This is a genomic window from Planctomycetota bacterium (assembly GCA_016235865.1).
In the GTDB taxonomy this organism is placed as follows: Bacteria; Planctomycetota; MHYJ01; order JACQXL01; family JACQXL01; genus JACRIK01.
Genome location: JACRIK010000012.1, coordinates 85,622 through 105,632, shown reverse-complemented (window position 1 = coordinate 105,632; position 20,011 = coordinate 85,622). Strand labels below are relative to the sequence as shown.

Here is a 20,011-nt window from a genome sequence, read left to right as displayed (position 1 = left end):
GCGACTATATTACCGCTTAACTCCGCCCTGCGGCCTTTCTGACTGCTCCTTAAGCAACTTGGCCAGTTTAAGGCAAACAAACTCCAGATGCAGGCGGTTATTGACCGTTTCTTTTATGTTCCGTTTGGTTTCCAGGAGAATAGAAATAAAATCAATCAGCGCATCCACCCTGAACCCCTTCGCCTGCTCTTTCAGGCGTTCTTTATTCTCGATAATCTCTTCTTCCAAAAGGTCTATCCGGGCGGAAGATATCTGAATCAGGATGAGATGCCAGAAGTGTTCCACCATCTGCTCAATAAAGGCATTAGTATCCTTGCCTTCTTTGAATACCACTTCAATAACAGAAACGACCTCATCCAGCTTATATTTCGCTATGGCATCTGATAATTTGAATACCATGTCAAAAGAGGCGGCGTCGGAAAGAAACCCCAGGTCGGAAACAGTGGCCTTATCGCTGTAGGACGATATGGCCAGGTCCAGCAAGCTCTGGGCGTCGCGCATAGAGCCATGGGCCAGCTTGGCAATGGCCGTGATAATTTCCGGTTTGCAGGTAAACTTCTCGGTATCGCAAATCTTAGCCAACTGCTCATATATCTTTTTACCGGGAATGGGCCGGAAATTAAAGCGCTGGCACCTGGAAAGTATGGTATCCGGAAGCTTATTCGGGTCGGTGGTGGCGAAGATAAATTTCACGTGCGGCGGCGGTTCTTCAATGGTCTTAAGCAGCGCATTAAAGGCATTCTTGGATAATTGATGGGCCTCGTCCATAATATAGAGTTTGTATTTCGCCCGGAGCGGAATATAACCAATGCTCTCCTGAAGCAGGCGGATATCGTCTATGCCGGTCTGGGAAGCCGCGTCAATCTCTATCACATCAGGGTCACTACCCTCGGCGATGGATTTGCAGAACTCGCACTTGTTGCAGGGCGCGGCGGTCGGTCCATCCTTGCAGTTAAGCGCTTTGGCAAATATCCGGGCCAGCGATGTCTTACCCACCCCGCGGGTGCCGGCAAAGATATAAGCATGCGCCACTTTATTCTCGGTCAGGGCGTTTTTCAGGGTGGTGGTAATATATTCCTGTCCGATAACCTCATCAAAAACCTGCGGCCGGTAACGGCGGGCTATCACCGTATATGAATTAGGCATAATTATTTATCTAACTTGTGTTTCTTTAGCTTATACCGCAAAGTCCTGATATTCAAACCCAATAATCTGGCGGCCACGCTCTGATTCCATTTTCCCTGCTGCAATGCCGCCTTGATATAATTACGCTCCATATCCTCTATCTTCTGCCTCAGGTTTACACCGCCGGCCGAGAGCGCATGCATAACCGCATCGCCAGAACCCGGCTTTTCCTTACCAGCAACCGGTGTTGCCTTGCCACGCGCCACCGGCATCAGATTAAGGTTGGCCGAGGTTATCATCGCCCCTTCGGTCAGCGCCATGCCGCGCTGGATGACATTCTCCAGCTCCCTGATATTGCCGGGCCAGGAATAACCAATCAATGATTCCATCACATCGTCCGCCAGCCCTTTGATATCCTTCTTCATCAGCTTATTGTATTTGGCCAGGAAATAACCGACCAACAGCGGGATATCGTCTTTGCGTTCCCGGAGCGGCGGCAGCATAATGGAAATTACATTAAGCCGGTAGAATAAATCCTCGCGGAAATTACCGTTCTTGACCTGTTCCTGCAAATCGGTGTTAGTGGCGGCAATAAAACGGGCGTCAGCCCGCTTATGCTCCGTGCTTCCGACCGGCATAAATTCCCTGGTCTCAATCACCCGCAGCAGCTTGACCTGCAAGGCGGTCGAGAGTTCCGAAACCTCATCCAGGAAAAAAGTGCCTTTATTAGCCACTTCCAGAAGACCTTTCTTATCGGCAATGGCGCTGGTGAAAGAACCCTTGACATGCCCGAAGAGTTCGCTCTCCAGGAGATTCTCCGAGAAGGCGCCGCAATTTACGCTCAGGAACGATTCCGAAAATCGGCTGGATTGGTTATGAATGGAACGGGCAATCAGCTCCTTGCCCGTGCCGCTTTCGCCTTGTATCAGAACCGTGCTGTCCGTAGCGGCCACCCGGCGCACCAGGCCATATATTTCTTTCATCTGGGACGTGGTCCCGATAATCTTGAAATAATTAAATGTCTCGGGCGATTCCTTGTGATTCTGGTGGAGCCGCCGCAGTTGCATCGCCCGTTCGACCGCCGGCTTGATATCAATCTCGTTATCAAACGGTTTCTTGATGAAGTCATAGGCGCCGCGGCGCATGGCCTCAATCGCGGTCTGGAAATCGGTCAGCGCCGTTATCATCAGGATAATCACCGAAGGATCTATCTCCTGGAACTGTCTGATTAAATCCAGGCCGGAAATGCCGGGCATCCGGATATCCTGAAGAATCGTGTCAAACGGGCGGCTGGAAAATGCGTTCCGGAAATGGGCCGTGCCTTCCGAGGCGCTGGTGGCGGTAACGACCTCATAGCCCTCCCTTTTTAAGGTGGAAGCCAGAACCGTGCAAATGCTTTCTTCATCATCCACCACCAGTCTTCTGCCTTTGTTTTCCATAGAATATAGCATTTATCAAACATCTCGCGCCAAGTCAAGAGAATATTGTTGAGATTGGCTAATCATAGGTATTTTTCTTGATTATATCAGCCGGAAAGTATTAAATGGCTTTTCTATGTGTTATGCAATACCCGGGAAGATAATTGAGCTGAAAGGCAAGACCGCCACGGTGGATTATTACGGCGAGCAGAAACAGGCCTATACCGACCTGGTCGATGTAAACTTAGGCGACTATGTCTATGCCCAGGGCGGATTCATTATCACCCAGGTCCCGGAGCCGGAGGCGCTGGATATCCTCAAGGACTGGCAGGAACTCTTCTTTAAGCTCCAGGAAACCGACAAGAAACTGGCCAATAACCCCAAGACCATTTACGAGCGGGCCAATGCCACCCGGCAGAAATACCAGGGCAATTCCTGCTGCGTCCACGGGATACTGGAATTCTCCAACTACTGCACGAAAGACTGCCTCTATTGCGGCATCCGCAAGAGCAACCAGGCTGTTAAACGGTACCGGATGACTATCGAAGAAATCCTGGCCAGCGTCGATTACGCGGTCAATAAACTGGGTTTCAAGGCGCTGGTCCTGCAGTCCGGCGAGGATTACTGGTATGACGACGATAAACTCTATACCATTGTAAAGGAAATCAGGGAGAAATTCCCGACCCTGATATTCCTGAGCATCGGTGAACGAAGCGTTGACCTGTACAAACGGCTCTATGACCTGGGCGCACGCGGCGTGCTGATGCGCTTTGAAACCTGCAATAAAAAAGTCTATTCCGAACTCAAGCCCGGCGCGCAACTGGACGCCCGGGTTGACCTGATAAAGAAACTCAAGGAAATAGGCTATCTAATCATCACCGGATTCCTGGTCGGCCTGCCCGGCCAGAAGAGCAAGGACATACTGGAGAATATCAAACTAACCGGTTCTCTGGGCGCCAATCCGTCTATCGGCGAAACCGGAATGTTCTCATTCGGGCCTTTTATTCCGCACCCGCAGACCCCAATGGGCAAAAACCCCAAGCCCAAGCTGTCCATGATGCTCAATGCCATTGCCCGGGCCAGATTGATGTTCCCGGACGCCAAGATTCTGGTCACCACAGCCCTGGAAACGCTGGACAAGGAAAAAGGCGCCCGGGAAGGCCTGATGGCCGGCGCCAATTCGCTGATGATAAATATCACGCCCATCAAATACCGCAGGATGTATGAAATCTATCCGGACCGGGCCGGCACAGATGATGAAGTCACAACCAGGATAGATTCCGTGTTGAAACTACTGTATGAACTGGGCCGCGCACCCACGGATATCGGAGTGTAAAACAAGCTAACTCGCGACATAATTCAATAATGTCGTTACCCAATATAATATCTTTCCGATAAATGCCGTTCCGCCACTCATTACAAAAATTATCACAATAATAAATCCGAACTGCTCAATCCGATCAAAACCTTCTTTCATATGCCAAGGCAGGAAATATCTCAGAACTCTGGAACCATCTAATGGCGGTATCGGTATCAAATTAAATATTCCCAAAAGAACATTTATAATTACTATCATCATAAAAATATTCCAATTCAACTCCCTAAAGAAACCTGTCAACGGCAATATTTTTACTGACAAGAAAAACCCAAAAAAACCAATAACTGCTAAAGAAAAGTTAGAGAGCGGCCCCGCCAAACTACTAATCATCATTCCCTTATTGGCATCTCTGAAATTATAAGGGTTAATAGGAACAGGTTTGGCGCCGCCGAAGATAAAACCACCCCCAAAATATGTGACCAATGGAATCACTATTGTCCAGATGATATCAATATGCTTGATAGGATTCAGCGTTATGCGACCGGCCAAATAAGCAGTCGGATCGCCCAATTTATAAGCCGCGATGGCATGGGCACATTCATGAATAATTACCGAAAAGGCAAGTATCGTCCAAAATGGAATGAAATACAATAGTGTTTCAGCAGACATCGGTAATAAGTTTTACCAGATATGGCAGAGCACCTCGCCGCCCACCTTGAGCTTGCGGCATTCGTGGTCAGTCAGGATACCCTTAGGCGTTGAGACAATGGCGATGCCCAAGCCGTCCAGCACCCGTTCCATCTTATCAACCTTCCTATAGACGCGCCGGCCCGGCTTGCTGATGCGCTTGAGGTTGTTAATCACCGCCTCGTCGTCCACCGTGTATTTCAGGTAAATCTTAAGCGTGCCCTGGGTCTTATCTTCAATGAACTTATAATCCTTGATATAACCGTTTTCCTTAAGGACTTCCGCAATGGCTTTCTTCTCTTTGGAAGTCGGCACTTCCACGGATGGCATCCGGTTTCTATTCGCATTACGGATGCGGGTCAGCATATCAGCAATCGGGTCAGTAACAATCATTAATATTCTCCTACATATTCCGGCAGACCGGCTCTACCAGCTCGCCTTTTTCACGCCCGGTAATTTACCTTCCCAGGCCAGGTTCCTGAAGCAAATCCGGCACATCCGAAACTTGCGGTAATAGGCGTGCCGCCTGCCGCAGAGCTGGCAACGGTTATATTTCCGGACCTTGAATTTAGGTTCCGCCTTCTGTTTATTTATCAAACACTTACGAGCCAAAGTAGCATCCTTTCTTAATCCTTAAACGGGAATCCCATCGCCTTAAGCATCTTATACGACAATTCCACGGACGGACTCTTTATTACCATGGTAATATCCATGCCCTGGACGAATTTAACGTTATCAATGGCAATCTCCGGAAACAGCGATTGCTCGCTTACGCCCATATTATAATTGCCGCTCTTATCGAACGCCTTTTTGGAATAGCCCCGGAAATCACGCTGCCTGGGGATGACGATGCTGGTCAGCTTATCCAGGAAGGTATACATCATATCCCGGCGCAGGGTCACCTTGCAGCCGATGAGTTCGCCCTTACGGAGCTTGAATCCGGAAACGCTCACCCGGGCCTTGGTCAACACCGGTTTCTGTCCGGTAATAATAGCCAAGTCCTTGGCCACCGCTTCCAGCCGGTCCTTCTCCTCTATAACCTTGCCCACGCCCATATTAACCACTATCTTCTCCAGGCGCGGCACGGCCATTTTATTCTTATGCGGCACCTCATTTATCAGCATCGGCACCACTTCGTTTTTATACTTCTCAAATAAACGATTCATAATTAAGCGGTTTCCCCTATCGGCTGAGTGCATTTTCTGCAGATACGGTTTTTGACACCCGAATCGGTGATTTTATAGCCAACCTTGGTGGGTTTATTGCACTGGGGACAGACAACCTTTACCTTGGAGACATGAATGGATAATTCCTTCTGGATTCTGGCGCCGTGCGGATATTGCTGGCTGCGTTTCATGTGTTTCCAGCGCAGGTTCACGCCCTGGACCACCACCCGCTCGGTCTTCGCGAACACCCTGATAATCTTGCCGGTCTTGCCGCGGCTTTCACCGGAAATCACCTTGACCAAATCATTCTTCTTAACGAACATATTTTAGACCACCTCCGTGGCTAAAGAAATTATCTTCATAAAATTCTGCCTCAATTCGCGCGGCACCACACCGAACACCCGGGTGCCCTTGGGGTTATTGGCGTCATCTATGATAACCAGAGCATTGCGGTCAAAACGGACATAGGTGCCGTCCGGCCGGTGCATCGGCTGCCTGGTCCGGACGATTACCCCGCGCACGATATCACCCTTTTTGATATCGCCGGTAGTCAGGACCTTCTTGACGTTACAGATAATGATATCGCCAACGTAACCATAACGCCGGTGGCTGCTGCCCAAGACCTGAATGCAACTGACTATCTTAGCTCCGGTATTATCCGCCACTTGCAGCCGGGTTTTCATCATTATCATAAGCAAATCCTGCCCTTCGGTAAACTCAGAACGGTGAGCTAAACCGAACCGCTATACCGCAGCTTCCTTAACCGGGGCCTTCTTGGTAACTTTTACCAGGCACCAGCGCTTGGTTTTGCTGAACGGCCGTGATTCCATAATCTCCACCTCGTCGCCCACCTGGGCCTGGTTCTTCTCGTCGTGCACCTTATAAGTCGAGGCCCGGTGGAGATACTTACCATACTTGGGATATTTAACCAGTCTCTTAAAAGACACCGTAATGGTCTTGGCCGAGTTATTTTTGATTACGATGCCGTTTAGTGTACTTCTTGTCTTCTCTTCCATTTTCTCTTTCATTTGTTTAGTCATCTCCTTCAAAAAGCAAAGGATTTATCAATTTATAATAACTGAGCGATTTGTCAAATAATTTATATAAAATTCATAAATTTCCGTATATTCAGTTTTCGGTCAGTATTTTCATTTTCCATAACCTAAAAAACTCCCGCAATTTCTTGACTTAAAAAACCGATTTGTTATATTGCCCGGTACTTTAAATTATCTGCTTCAATAAAATATATGATAACAGTAGAAGGTCTGACCAAGAAGTTCGGCGGGTTCACCGCCGTTGATCAAATCTCCTTCTCGGTCGCCAAAGGCGAAATCGTGGGATTTCTGGGCCCGAACGGCGCCGGCAAGACCACGACCATGCGGATTCTCACTTCGTATCTGGCTCCGACCGACGGCAAGGCCTCCATCGGAGGTTTTGACGTGGTCCGCAATTCACTCGAGGCGCGCAGGCAAATCGGCTACCTGCCCGAAAGCGTACCCTTCTATCCGGAGATGCGGGTCAGGGAATACCTTAATTTCAGAGCCAAGTTAAAAGGCGTGCCGGCCGCCACCCGGACCGCCAGATTAACCGAGGTCATGGAAAAATGCCGGGTCAAGGAGTTTGAGCATAAGGTCATCGGCTATCTTTCCAAAGGGCAGAAACAACGGGTCGGGCTGGCCGACGCCATCATCCATAATCCGCCCATCCTGATTCTGGACGAGCCGACCATCGGACTGGACCCGCACCAGATTAAGCAGACCCGGGAACTGATGAAGGACCTGGGTAAGGAACATACCGTGGTCATCTCCACCCATATCCTGCCCGAAGTAGAAATGATATGCAACCGGGTGATTATCATCCACCACGGCCGGATTGCGGCCATGGACAGTCTGGCCAACCTGGTCAAGGAACAGAAAATTAAATTAGAGGTACGCGGAAATCCGAATGACATAAAGAACGCCTTAACACAATTAGCCGGGGTCCGGGATGTCGCCTGCAGCGAGAAGGATACCTGGTGCTCGGTGGATATCGCATTAGCCGGCGACCAGGACATCAGGGAAAACGTCTATAATAAGATTGCGGAAAATAAGTGGATACTGCGCGAATTCAAAACCGAGCGGACCACCCTGGAAGATAAGTTTATCCAGATAACCGCAAAAGAATAATATATATAATGAAGAATATAATAACATTGTCCAGGCGGGAATTGGCGGCCTACTTCCTCTCGCCTCTGGCCTATGTGATTATGACCGCCTTCCTGGTATTCTCCGGTTATTTCTTCTATACGGCGCTCAGGTCCACGGCTGATACCGCCATCATGCGGGACATTCTGGGCTTTCTGGGATTCATCAGCATGATCCTCTCCACCATGATTACCATGAGATTGCTGGCCGAGGAGAAAAGAAGCGGCACACTGGAAACCCTGATGACCGCGCCGGTGACCGAGACTGAGGTGGTGGTGTCCAAGTACCTCTCAGCACTGGTATTCTTCCTGGCCCTAATAGCGCCGACCGTGGCTTATGTCATATTACTGGCTATCTGGGGCAATCCGGATTACGGCCCGATTATCTCCAGTTATATCGGACTGGTCTGCATGACCGGCGTTTTCCTGAGTATTGGACTCTGGGTGTCATCCCTGACGTCCAACCAGATTGTGGCTGTGATTATTACTTTCGTGATACTGATTATCGGCTGGGTTATCGGCTATGCCGGTAGTTTTTTCAGTCAGCAATCCATAAAAGATGTATTTGAATTTATTGGATTTATCAAACACTTTGAATCATTCGGCAAGGGAATGATTGACAGCCGCGACGTGGTCTACTGCCTGAGCATAGTGGTGTTCTTCCTGTTCCTGACCGTCCGGACATTAGAATCAAGGAGATGGAGATAGACCCCAAATTATTATGAGTAATGACGAAACCAAAATGACAAACAGCCCAACCGAAGGATGGGGCAAAAAACAGAAGGCCCTGACCTGGCTCAATGTCCTGGTCATGATCCTGGTGGCCCTGGCCATCCTGGCCGGCGTTAATTATGTCTCCAGCCGGCAGTTCTACCGGCATGACTGTACCTTCAGCAATGAATATTCGCTTTCGGACAAGAGCAAAGAACTCATCGGACAGCTCAAAGCGCCGCTGACTATATACACCTTTTTTGGCCAGCCCCGGGACCGGGCCATGTATGATGCGCAACGCATAATCGCCGACCTGCTGGAGGAATACAAAATCTATTCCAAAGGCATGATAACGCTGGAAATCGTCAACGTCATTGTAAATCCCAGCCGGGTTGACGCCATCCAAAAGGAATACAAATTAGAAACTCTATCCTATAACGATATTCTTCTGCTTTCAGGCGACACCAAGAAAACCGTCAATCTGACGGAGACCTATGAAACGGAATACGGCCAATACGGCCAGCCCGGCGGAATCAAGTCATTCAAAGGCGAGGAAAGACTCACCTCGGCCATCATGACCATGGTCAAGACTCAGAAAATAACCGTTTATTTCACCATGGGCCATAACGAAGGCGATATCGCTAACCAGTCGCCCGAGGGCTTTAGCACCTTTGTCCAACGTTATCTCCAGGAGGAAAATATCGAAACCAAGAAACTCAATCTCCTGGAAACAACCGAGATACCACGGAATTGCAGCGCCTTGATTATCCTGGGTCCGAAGGCCCCGGTTTCCGCGCCGGAGCGTAACCTGATAAGCAACTACCTCAAAAACGGCGGCCGGGCCTTAATCACCGTTGACCCACTGGCTGATACCGGCCTGACTGAATTACTGGCTGAGTGGAACGTCAGGATATCGGACGGCATTGTGCTTGACGCTGAAAAGTGCGCCGTGATTCTGGGTATGAAGGATATTTCCTGCATTGCGGCCGAGACCTACGGCAATCATCCGATTACCAACAAGATGAGAGGCGAGGCATCCATCCTGCCCGGCGCCCGGGCCGTGGAATCCATCTCGCCGACTATCGCCACAGACCTGCTGAAATCATCCGGCAACTCCTGGCTGGAGACCAATATAGAAGACCTGGCTAAAGGCAAGCAACCAGCGTTTAATAAGGATTCAGACCGCAGAGGCCCCATCAGCCTGGGCGTGGCCGTGACCAAAAAAGAGACCGACAAGGAAACCCGGCTGGTAGTCATCGGCAATTCTGGTATGATCCAAAACAAACTGATTGACGGCAGCAATCCCATAATGGGCTTTGGCCGGGTGGACCTGGCTCTTAACTCCGTCAAATGGCTGACCGGACAAGAGGTATTTATCACTATTGAGCCCAAAAAGGTTGAAGACCGGAGCGTTAAACTAACCCCGGGCCGGCTGGCCTTCCTGTTCTGGTTTAGTTTATTAATGGTCCCGGCTATCGGCGCGGCCTTCGGCATCGCCATGTGGCTTATCAGAAGGAAATAAAGCCACAGATTTCACAGATTAATATTCTCTGTGTAATCTGCGGAAATCAGTGTAATCTGTGTAACCATGAAAACCAAAACCACTTACATTCTTCTTATCATCGCCATTTTAATCGCCGGATACATATTCTTTATTGATAAAACAATATCCACTACGGACGAACGGGAAGCCGCCAGCAAAAAGATATTCGGGTTCCTGAAAGCGGATGACATCTCAAATATAGAAATCAATGCGCCCAATGCCGCGCAGTTAACCCTAATGAACGCCCTGACCCCGACTACCCCGACCCGGATAGCCATTATCTGCACCAAAACGACTGATAAGGAATGGCTCATGACCCAGCCGGTAAACACCCGGGCGGACCGGTCGGTGCTGGATAATATTGCCGGGCAATTAGCCGGACTGGAAAAGAAGGACACGCTCAAAGAAACCGCCAAATTGGAACCCTACGGCCTGGATTATCCGATAATCACCATTTCCTTCACAACCAAGGCCAAGAATTACCTGGTCAAATTAGGCGTCGCCACGCCCCTGAATGTCGGCGTCTATGCCTCAATCGAAGGCGATAAAAGCATCTACGTGGTCCCCCACTCATTCGCCGAACTGATTAACAAACCGGTGGCGGATTTCCGGCACAAGCGGATATTTGATGCCAGCACCTATGATATGGCCAGCCTCAGGTTTATCCGCCCGGAAGCAACCGTGGAATTACAGAAATCCGGAAACGAATGGCAGATAACCCAGCCGGTGGCGGACCAGGCCGACCAGAACAAGGTCCGCGACATCCTGACCCAGCTGGGCACACTCTCAATCGCCGCCTTTGTGGCTGATAACGAAACCGATTTAACGGCCTACGGGTTGGACAAGCCGGCACTGAGATTAGTCGTGCCTGACCCCAAAGACCCCAATAAATCAGAAACCCTGCTGGTCGGCCGGGAGCGGGAAAAGGACCGGTTCGTCGCCGCCAAGTTAGGCACCCAGACGATTTTCACCATCGAAAAAAGCGCCTATGACGCCATCAACCTGCCGCTGGAGACGCTGCGCAATAAGAAGGTATTCAACCTGACTGCCTCGGATATCAACCGGATAGAAATAAAATCCAGCCAAACCACCGTAGTCAACATGGACAAGAATACCGGCGACAAGAAATGGCAGTTCGTGTATCCGGCCATAACGACCACCGGCCAGGCGCCGGCTGATGTGGACAGTTTCATAGACAAGCTGAACAATTACCAGATAGAGCAATTCACGGCTGACACGGCAACCGACTTGTCGGCCTTTGCCCTGGCCGAGCCGTTCGCCGGCATTGAGATTATCCTGGGATTCGCCTCAATGACCGGGGAAAACCGGACCTTACTCGGCGTGGCCCAGGGACTGCCCTATACGTATCTCAAGAAACCGGACAGCCCGCGGGTCGTGGCGCTGAGCAATTCCATTTATGAATACCTGAAACAGGGCTCAACCCTGTTCCGCCGAAAATCGCTCATGGATGTCAATTCAGACAAGGTCAAGAAGATCTCCATCAGCATTGGCAAGCACGCCTCGACCTACGAACAGACCCAACCGCAGAATTGGACCATGATTGCCCCGGAGCAGAAGACAATGGAACAGGCATCGGAGCTCAATACCCTGATGCTGGAATTCTGCCACATGAGCGCATCGGAATTTGTGGCTGACCTGAATTTCTCACCCGACCTGACTGCCTATGGCTTGGACAAGCCCGAGGCCAGCGTCACCCTGGTCTGGTCCGACAAGGATAAGGAATTCTCAGGCAAGACCGTCCATATCGGCAAAAAGGCCGAGGACCACTATTACGCCAGATTCGCCGATGACGTGATTGTCTTCAAGGTGGCATCCAGCCTGATCGAGGCAGTGCGCAAGATAATCGAACCGCCCAAATAAATATCGCCACTGGCGCCGAAGCGCCATGGCGCCCTTATGGCGCCAAAAGAACACAAAGGAACAACTCTTTCCACTTCTCTTTACGACAACTAATCATTTTACTTATCTTTTGACACACTCCCCTATTTTCAGTATATTATTTTCTTTCCACAGAGCATAATAAGGCCCAGGCATACTTCTTTGTGGTCTTTGTGCCCTTTGTGGTGAAGCATTATTATGAAAACCCGATTAACATCCGAGGTATATCTCATCATCATCCCGATGGCGCTCCTGACGCTCATCGGCATTGTGGCCATCGGCAGCGTCTCAGGCAAGCCCAGCGGACTGTTCGAAACCGGGTCAATCCTGTCCCGGACCACCCTGTCCCAACTGCTTTCCTACCAGCCGATTAAGCAACTGCTCTTTGCCCTGCTCGGCCTGCTGCTCTTCATCCTGATTCTGAAATCGAATTATTACAACTTCCGCACCTACTCTTACGTATTTTACATCATCCTGCTGATTATGATAATCGGAATCATGGGCCTGGGCATCGCCGTTTACGGCTCCAAGCGCTGGATCCACATGGGCCCGTTCGCATTCCAGCCCTCGGAATACATGAAAATCATCACCGTCCTGGTCTTGGCCCAATACCTGATGCACAAAACCAATGTGGCCCGGCTGACCGGCATGTTCATTCCCTTTGTCCTGGCCCTGGCGCCCATGATGCTGATACTGGTCCAGCCCGACCTGGGCACGGCCTTTGTCTTCCTGCCCATCCTGTTCGTCATGGTCTATGTGGCCGGGGCACGGGTAAAATACCTGCTCATCACCGTTTTAATCGGCATGATGTTTGTCCCGTTCGCCTATTTCTTCCTGATGAAGGACTACCAGAAATCACGGGTCCAGGTGTTCCTGAACCCATCCAAATCCCCGACCGCGGACGGCTATCACCTGCTCCAGTCGCGTATTGCGGTCGGCACCGGCGGGCTGGTCGGCGCCAGCTGGGGCGATGAGGGCGAGGCGCCGTCCGTCTTTGTCCCGGCCCGGCATACCGACTTCATCTTCACCATCATTGCCGAGAAATGGGGATTTGTCGGAGCCACTATCGTCCTGCTCCTCTATTTTATGCTCTTTGCCTCGGCATTGTTCTTTGCCGGCACCACCCGGGAGCCCTACGGCCGGCTGATTATCGTCGGCATCACGGCTTATTTAATCACCCAGGTGCTGGTCAATGTCAGCATGACCATAGGTCTCGCGCCAATAACCGGCATTACCCTGCCGTTATTATCCTATGGCGGTTCGTCGCTGACCTCGACCTTTATCGCTTTAGGGTTTATCGTAAATATTAGGTCAAAACAGATACCGACCTTCTCGTCTCGTGACTTTTAGGGGCTCTTTGAACGAAGTGAATTAGAGCCCCTTATCCCGTAGCGAAGCGGAGGGGTTACCTTATGAACAGAACTATTTTAGTTGTCATCGGCATCGCCTGCGCCGTGATTAGCTCAATACTCATTATATCACATCCTCCGCAAAGGCAAAATAACGATATGGTGCCGTATCTTTCGCAATATTTTTATTTTAGCGTACTGGACGGCAATAAAGACATTCTTCCAAGAATACGGAAATGGCTGGACAATAAGGAGACGCGCTCTGAAGCTATCGACCTTTTACGCCTGGCAAATGATACCGAATCATTACCCGAAATACGTAAGTTCCTGGATGACGAAGACCCAAAAGTGCGTTTAGAATCCCTTTATTTTGTCACAAAACTAAAAGACAGCGCGTCTGTCCCGCAGATTCGAGGACTTCTCAAAGATAAAGATCTAAAGGTCCGCTGCGAAGCGATTAGGTCCCTTTCAGAACTTAAGAATAAAGAATCTATCCCGGAAATACGCAAGGCGCTTATTAGAAAAGAAACGCGTTGCACCGCAGCTTGGGCGCTGGCGAAATTAGACGACAAGGAATCCATACCTGAAATACGCAAAATGCTTCAGGAAAAGGATTTGATTTATACGGCAATAGATACTCTGGTTATTCTAAAAGACAAGGAATCACTGCCCCAAATAAAAGAACTCTATAAATCTGAAAATTTCGGTATACGCCAATTTGCCATTGAATCAACAATAAAACTGATGGGCCAGGAAGCAATTCCGGAGATAGAAAAACTTGTGGCCGATAAAGACCCCGATACCAGGTGGGCTGTTCTTATGGCTATTGAAGAGTTGAACGCTAAAGAATACGCCCCCTATTTACGGAAACTGCTAAGCGATGAAGTTCCTACAAATCGTATGTCTACTGCTTCTATACTCGGTAAATTTGCCGACAAGGAATCTATCCCTGAAATACGAAAATTACTTTACGACACAGCGGATCACATGGTGCGTGAGTCTGCGGCTCATGCCCTTGGAGTATTAGACGATAAGGAATCCATTCCGAGCATCCGCAAGATGCTTGCAGATACAAACAGTTGGGTAAGATACTCAGCCATTAGCGCCTTGGCTGAATTAGACGACAAGGAATCTATCCCAGAGATACGCAAGATGCTAAATAATAGCCAAGCAGATAGACTTGTAACGCCAATATATATATCCGCACTTGGTAAACTGCATGACAATGAATCAATCCCTCAAATAAGGAAATTCCTCCAAAATGATGATGAATGGATACGCCGAGCCGCAGTTTATGCAACTGGTGAACTTAAGGATAAGGAATCAATCTTCTGCTTAAAAGAACTTCTTATTGATTGTGACCAATGGGTCCGCCAGGCCGCAGAAAAAACCCTAAAACAACTCGGCGTATCGGATGAGGAGATCGAAAAGGCGAAACAAAAGTAATCGGTTAAATCAGTTAAATCCTGTTGTTTATACTTATTATGCTATTACTAAAACTGCTCTCACTGTTCGCCCGGCTGCTGCCCCTGTCATTGGCCCTGAAGAGCGGCGAGGTGCTGGGCCTGCTGTTCCATTACCTCTTCCCATCCCGGCGCCGGATTACCCTGGACAATCTGCGCCAGGCGTTCGCAACGCTCCACGCTCCACGCTCTACGCTCCACGCTCTACGATATTCCCCCGCCCTCATTGCCCGCTCCATGGCCCGTCACATGGGCCGGAACGCCATAGAATTCCTGCGCCTGCCGGCCCTGACCAAAGACAATATGGATACCTACATCAAATGGTCCGGATTAGAGCATCTGGACAACGCCCTGAAACTTAACAAAGGCGCATTCGTCCTGACCGCGCATATCGGCAACTGGGATTTGGTCGCCTCGGGCTATTCCTTAAAGGGCTACAAGGTCAACCTGATTACCAAGCATCTCAGGATAGAATTCCTGAACCGGTTCTGGCTGGCCTCGCGGGCCGAAAAGAATATCGTCCAGCTCTACCGCGAGGGGTCAATCAAGGAGATTATCAACGCCCTGAAACGCAACGAGATAATGGGCTTTATCCTGGACCAGCACACCCACAAGAGTGATGGGATACTGGTTGACTTCTTCGGTAGGCCATGCTGGACCACGCCCGGACTGGCGGTATTAGCCCAGCGCTATGATGCCCCGGTCGTGCCCTCCTTCATTATAAGACAGCCCGACGGCACGCATAAGGTCTTTGTTGAACCGGCCATACCATTTGTGGAAAAGGATACCCAGGAAGAAACCATCCGCTATAACACCCAGGCCTATACCAATGTCCTGGAAAGGTATATCCGCCAATATCCGGACCAGTGGATTTGGATGCATAGAAGGTGGAAAACAGGAAAATAAGTTTCTACCACAAAGTACACGAAGAGTACTAAGAACACCGCAGTGACCGCGAGAGCGAACTAATCCCGACCTTATAAGGGGATGAAAGACGGCGTTTTCGACTTATCTCCAGCGGTGGCTTTCAGGCCCGGATTTTACAAGCCCTACATATAAATGAGTTAAAGGAAATAAAAAAATCTTGATATTTTTTTTTGATGGTAAGATTTCGACTTAAAAAGTTTGATGTGGATATACGGGTAATTCGGTGTAGATAGCAGGATAGTCCAGTGTAATCTACAGTCTAATCGCCTGTAAATAGCAGTTTAGCCGAGTGTAATCTACAGTCCGGCCGCCTGTAAATAGCAGTCGAGCCGAGTGTAATCTACAGTCTAACCGCCTGTAAATAACAGTTTAACCGCCTGTAATCTACAGTCTAACCGCCTGTAAACAGCAGTTTAACCGCCTGTAATCTACAGTCTAACCGCCTGTAAATAGCAGTCAAGCCACCTGTAATCTGCAGTCTAGCCTGGAGGGGGTAGAGGGTAGGGGGGTATAGGGGGGTAGTATGGGGAATCCCCCCTCCCCCTGTTTTGTGACAAAAATTGTCACTTTTAGCCTAAATTAGGCTGTTTTCGCAAAAAAGCATTGGAAAAATCAGATATTTAGAGGGGTAAATGGCCTGGTAGGTGTCACGGTACTCCGGGGCTGGTAGCGGTTGGTGATGATGCAATCCAGCGGTATTTCCCGGACTTCGCGCTTATCAAATTTCTCAGAGTGCGGAGATAAATTATCAGGTTTGTCTTTCATATATAATCATATTCACCACAGAAGCACTAAGACACTAAGGTAATTCAGCATTATATCCCAGGAACCATCCACTTACTTGCATTAATTTCTTGCGCTGTTTTAGTAATACTTTCATAAGTAGCAAATTCACCATTCCATGCTCGCGTTATATAGCATGGTTCTATTCTATTCATCTTTTCAGCATCTTTTTGGCGTTCTTCTAAAGAAGATGGCGCAATAAGGCCTAAACGTCCATCGATATAACCATTCCAAATATCATAATGAATCCATTTAATCCTGTCTTCTTTCGGACGTAAATTATCATCATATCCAAATGCGGGATTTAATCTTGCATCTATAAAATGACCTAATTCGTGATAAATTATTTTATCCATATCTGGATTTACTTGATTGTTATTAAATGATTTTACGTTACCTGCTGGCAAATGCAAGTCCTCCTCTAAATACAAGTTTATTTCGTTAAATATAATCTCAACTATTCCCGTTTTTAGATAACTACTATGATCTATACCAGTTTTACGACAATCTTCTATTGACACTATTGACAGCACGATTTTAATGCGCTCCGGAAGTGCAAAAGTATTATTTATAAACGGATGGGTATTAAAGCATTTACTTATTTTATTGGCTATCCCATCGACAAATCTATGGCTTGAATTATTAACAATCTCTATTTCCATTAATTTATTACTCGCATCCGTACAATCTGTGTAATCTGTGGCTTATATCAGCCCCACCAGCTTCCTTATTACCCACTCCGCCGAGATGATGAGCAGGAATAATATGAATATAAACAGTTTGCCCCTCCGTTTCACTACGGGATAAGAGCCAGTAAAGTCGCTTTGCTCCTAACTGGCTCTAAATCAGCCCCACTAACTTACGAATTATCCATTCTACGGAGATTATCAATAGGAATAAGATAAAGATAAAGGGTTTGTCCCAGATGTCGTCTTCCTTGGTCTCGCTGTAGATAACATCGCTGATGGGCTTAACAATAGCCGGCAGTTGGCCTATCTCGGTAAGTTTCAGGAAGGCCCCGTCCGTGGCCTTGGCAATATTCTGGAGCAGTTCCGGATTGGGCAGTGGTTTTTCATATTCCCGCCGGGCGTAATGAACCGAGAATACCACCTCGCCAGTTTCCCCCTCACCTACCCTCTCCCCCCTGGGGAGAGGAAGTGAAGATGGGACTATCTTATAAAACCCGGGACTGGCCGGCGTGAACACGCCTTCATACTGCCCTTCTTTGTCCGGGATGGCGTTGAGGGTGACCGCTTGTTCTGATGTTGACTCCTGGATTCCTGCTTTCGCAGGAATAACAGAAAGTGAAACCGTATACGACGGCTGTTTGAGCGGTTTGAATTCCGGGTCGTATAATTTAGCCGTGATTTTGACCTGCTCGCCCGGGGCATAGCCGGGCCTGTCCGTGCTGAGTTGGACCCGCCTTGAACCGAGCAGCCGCCCGCCCCGCAGGAAACGCAGGACATTGCTCCAGAATCCGTAGAAGTATTTTTCGTTATTGGCCTGTTTCCCGATGGGCATAACCGAGCACCAGCGCCAGGTCTCGTCCGTGGCGCTTAAGAATACCCGGCCCGCGCCGTAATACTGGGTGGCCATTATCGGCCTCAAGCCGGATTTACTCGCCACCATCGGATGGGTAGCCAAAACCCGGGCGGCCGGTTTGGCCTTCTTGAACGGGTGATACCAGTAAAATCCGGGCATGGTCTCCCAGAGCCGGTTGTTATCAGCCGGATTATCTTCCAGGCGAATTATCGGGTCAGCCAGTCCTTCCGGCGTCAGTTTAAGCCGGAATGACTCGGTGATATTACCGCTGAACCTGCCCTGGGTCATATAATCGCTGTCTTCCATTATCAATGGCATCAGGTCCGCAAAGGCGGTCTTGCGGAAACTATTGGGATTGAACCGCTCGCCGCAGATAAAGGCCAGGCCCCCGCCCATCTCCTCCACAAAGCGCCTGACATTGGCCAGGAGTTTGTCATCGGTGGTGTGGCCGCTGACCAGGTATTCGGGATTGACGTCGCCCCAGATAATCACGTCGTAATTGAACAGGTCTTTGGGCTCGGTCGGGAATTCCGCCAGCGGCGTGACGCCGTTTGACGAATCCTGCGGGAAATCAGGGTCTGCCGAGACCAGGAACATCGAGGCCTTGGCGGTCCGGTCCCGAATCAGGGCATTTTTGAGACGGCGGTATTCCCAGCGCGGATAGGTATCGACATACAGCACCCGGATGGTGTTGTCCACCACCTTGAGATAGTGCTCCAGAAAGTTGTTCTCTTCTATGGTTTCTCCGTCCAGCAGCGGCGTCCTGATTTCATAGATATAATCGCCGACCCTCGACGGTTTATACTTAATACTCATAGGGAATCGGTCAGGCGATACTAATTTAACGGTCTCTTCGGCGACTATATTAGATTGGGTTTCACCGGCCTTGCGTTCGGACAGTGTAATCTTGATGTTCTGGTTTTCCGCCAGGCCAATGCCTTTGATGGTAAAGTTGAACGCCACGTCATTCAGGACCAAGCCGACCTGGGGCGCGGACAGTTCGGACAGCTCGATATCCTTGTGCTTATCGGCCGTGCCGGCCAGGACCGTGTATATCGGGAATGCCCGGCCGGATTGCTTTAATGAATTGACGGCCTCAATCGGTTCCCGGCCCAGATTATTCTGGCCGTCCGAAATCAGAACTACGCCGCCCAGGGCGTGGCCGCCCAAATCATTGACCAAATCACCCAAGGCATTGCCGAGCGCGGTTCCGTCGCCAGTGGCACTCACCTTTAAATCACCTGAGCCGTTGGCCAGCGGCTTAAGCCCGGCCGAAAATGTGTAGAGTTTCAGTTTGGACTTGTCCTGCAGTTTGGCGATGATGCCGATTTTCTGATTGGACAGGATGGCGTTAACAATTTCAATGCGCCCCATTTCCCTGAGCGAGGTTGCGGTGGTGGCTGAAATGCCGCTGGTTAAGCGCATCAGCTGGCGGACCTCGGCATCAACCGAATACCGGTCCTTGAGATTCATGCTCAACGAGTCGTCTATGAGCACGGCCAAGGTCGATTCCCGGGTAATGGGTTTTTCCACCACCGCCGCGGGCTGGAAGAGCATCAGCAGAACTATCAGGATAATTGCCGAGCGCAGAGCGGACAGGAAGAACTTGCTCCGGGTTGTGGTGGTGGTCCGTTCCTTGCGATAGATAAGGTAGGTGAAGAGCAGCACGGCCGGGATGATAATCAGGAACAGCAGCCAGGCATCCGGCGCCGAACGCCAGACAATATGCCAGTCACCGTTGGCCGAGACGGTTTTGTCTATGCCGAGCAGTTTTTCTAATAACCAGTTCATAAAGAATACTTACCACAAAGAGCACAAAGGCCACAAAGAATTACTCCGGGTTATTCCTTATTAACCACTATTACTTTGTGCGCTTAGTGTCCTTTGTGGTAAAGGCA

Annotated in this window: 20 protein-coding genes; 8 read left to right on the top strand and 12 right to left on the bottom strand. The window is 49.5% G+C overall.

Annotation, left to right across the window (positions count from 1 at the left end; translation table 11 throughout):
* Positions 1-9: 9 nt before the first annotated feature.
* Both dnaX and HZA49_04585 read right to left on the bottom strand, forming a co-directional pair.
* On the bottom strand, positions 10-1,146 hold the full coding sequence (dnaX, locus tag HZA49_04590; GenBank protein MBI5778712.1) for a DNA polymerase III subunit gamma/tau: 1,137 nt from the start codon (positions 1,144-1,146) through the stop codon (positions 10-12).
* Positions 1,147-1,148: 2 nt separating this feature from the next.
* Positions 1,149-2,564: a sigma-54-dependent Fis family transcriptional regulator gene (locus HZA49_04585; protein ID MBI5778711.1), complete on the bottom strand. Its 1,416-nt coding sequence runs from the start codon at positions 2,562-2,564 to the stop codon at positions 1,149-1,151.
* A 115-nt stretch (positions 2,565-2,679) separates the two neighbouring features.
* Here HZA49_04585 and hydE point away from each other — a divergent pair, with 115 nt between their 5' ends.
* Positions 2,680-3,879 (top strand): [FeFe] hydrogenase H-cluster radical SAM maturase HydE, encoded by a 1,200-nt coding sequence (hydE, locus tag HZA49_04580; protein MBI5778710.1) that lies wholly within the window; start codon positions 2,680-2,682, stop codon positions 3,877-3,879.
* A gap of 6 nt (positions 3,880-3,885) precedes the next feature.
* Here hydE and HZA49_04575 read toward each other — a convergent pair whose 3' ends face one another.
* Genes HZA49_04575 through rpsQ form a run of 7 tightly spaced genes read right to left on the bottom strand, consistent with a single transcriptional unit; the run spans position 3,886 to position 6,730 of the window.
* Complete coding sequence (locus HZA49_04575) at positions 3,886-4,530, bottom strand: site-2 protease family protein (protein ID MBI5778709.1); 645 nt, start codon at positions 4,528-4,530, stop codon at positions 3,886-3,888.
* A 12-nt stretch (positions 4,531-4,542) separates the two neighbouring features.
* Positions 4,543-4,941: a 30S ribosomal protein S8 gene (gene rpsH / locus HZA49_04570; protein ID MBI5778708.1), complete on the bottom strand. Its 399-nt coding sequence runs from the start codon at positions 4,939-4,941 to the stop codon at positions 4,543-4,545.
* A 33-nt stretch (positions 4,942-4,974) separates the two neighbouring features.
* The gene (locus HZA49_04565) at positions 4,975-5,160 is read right to left on the bottom strand and encodes a type Z 30S ribosomal protein S14 (protein ID MBI5778707.1); all 186 of its coding nucleotides are present in this window, start codon (positions 5,158-5,160) and stop codon (positions 4,975-4,977) included.
* A 14-nt stretch (positions 5,161-5,174) separates the two neighbouring features.
* Complete coding sequence (gene rplE, locus HZA49_04560) at positions 5,175-5,714, bottom strand: 50S ribosomal protein L5 (GenBank protein ID MBI5778706.1); 540 nt, start codon at positions 5,712-5,714, stop codon at positions 5,175-5,177.
* 2 nt (positions 5,715-5,716) lie between these two features.
* Positions 5,717-6,037, bottom strand: a complete 321-nt coding sequence (locus HZA49_04555; protein MBI5778705.1) for a 50S ribosomal protein L24 — start codon at positions 6,035-6,037, stop codon at positions 5,717-5,719.
* A 3-nt stretch (positions 6,038-6,040) separates the two neighbouring features.
* Complete coding sequence (rplN, locus tag HZA49_04550; protein MBI5778704.1) at positions 6,041-6,406, bottom strand: 50S ribosomal protein L14; 366 nt, start codon at positions 6,404-6,406, stop codon at positions 6,041-6,043.
* A gap of 51 nt (positions 6,407-6,457) precedes the next feature.
* On the bottom strand, positions 6,458-6,730 hold the full coding sequence (rpsQ, locus tag HZA49_04545) for a 30S ribosomal protein S17 (protein ID MBI5778703.1): 273 nt from the start codon (positions 6,728-6,730) through the stop codon (positions 6,458-6,460).
* Positions 6,731-6,961: 231 nt separating this feature from the next.
* Between rpsQ and HZA49_04540 the strand changes: the two genes are divergently transcribed.
* The 7 genes from HZA49_04540 (at position 6,962) to HZA49_04510 (ending at position 15,767) form a co-directional block, all read left to right on the top strand.
* Positions 6,962-7,879: an ABC transporter ATP-binding protein gene (locus HZA49_04540; protein ID MBI5778702.1), complete on the top strand. Its 918-nt coding sequence runs from the start codon at positions 6,962-6,964 to the stop codon at positions 7,877-7,879.
* 8 nt (positions 7,880-7,887) lie between these two features.
* Positions 7,888-8,604: an ABC transporter permease subunit gene (locus HZA49_04535; GenBank protein ID MBI5778701.1), complete on the top strand. Its 717-nt coding sequence runs from the start codon at positions 7,888-7,890 to the stop codon at positions 8,602-8,604.
* Between the two features lie 13 nt (positions 8,605-8,617).
* The gene (locus HZA49_04530) at positions 8,618-10,129 is read left to right on the top strand and encodes a GldG family protein (GenBank protein ID MBI5778700.1); all 1,512 of its coding nucleotides are present in this window, start codon (positions 8,618-8,620) and stop codon (positions 10,127-10,129) included.
* 66 nt (positions 10,130-10,195) lie between these two features.
* Positions 10,196-12,031, top strand: a complete 1,836-nt coding sequence (locus HZA49_04525; GenBank protein MBI5778699.1) for a DUF4340 domain-containing protein — start codon at positions 10,196-10,198, stop codon at positions 12,029-12,031.
* A gap of 216 nt (positions 12,032-12,247) precedes the next feature.
* Positions 12,248-13,399, top strand: a complete 1,152-nt coding sequence (gene rodA / locus HZA49_04520; GenBank protein MBI5778698.1) for a rod shape-determining protein RodA — start codon at positions 12,248-12,250, stop codon at positions 13,397-13,399.
* 62 nt (positions 13,400-13,461) lie between these two features.
* Positions 13,462-14,844 (top strand): HEAT repeat domain-containing protein, encoded by a 1,383-nt coding sequence (locus HZA49_04515; GenBank protein MBI5778697.1) that lies wholly within the window; start codon positions 13,462-13,464, stop codon positions 14,842-14,844.
* A 38-nt stretch (positions 14,845-14,882) separates the two neighbouring features.
* The gene (locus HZA49_04510) at positions 14,883-15,767 is read left to right on the top strand and encodes a lysophospholipid acyltransferase family protein (GenBank protein ID MBI5778696.1); all 885 of its coding nucleotides are present in this window, start codon (positions 14,883-14,885) and stop codon (positions 15,765-15,767) included.
* A gap of 633 nt (positions 15,768-16,400) precedes the next feature.
* Here HZA49_04510 and HZA49_04505 read toward each other — a convergent pair.
* From HZA49_04505 to HZA49_04495, 3 genes are all read right to left on the bottom strand, one after another.
* The gene (locus HZA49_04505; protein ID MBI5778695.1) at positions 16,401-16,553 is read right to left on the bottom strand and encodes a hypothetical protein; all 153 of its coding nucleotides are present in this window, start codon (positions 16,551-16,553) and stop codon (positions 16,401-16,403) included.
* 50 nt (positions 16,554-16,603) lie between these two features.
* Positions 16,604-17,233 carry a hypothetical protein gene (locus tag HZA49_04500; protein MBI5778694.1) on the bottom strand — a complete coding sequence of 210 codons (630 nt, stop codon included), beginning with the start codon at positions 17,231-17,233 and terminating at the stop codon, positions 16,604-16,606.
* 178 nt (positions 17,234-17,411) lie between these two features.
* The gene (locus HZA49_04495) at positions 17,412-19,904 is read right to left on the bottom strand and encodes a hypothetical protein (protein ID MBI5778693.1); all 2,493 of its coding nucleotides are present in this window, start codon (positions 19,902-19,904) and stop codon (positions 17,412-17,414) included.
* Positions 19,905-20,011: the final 107 nt, after the last annotated feature.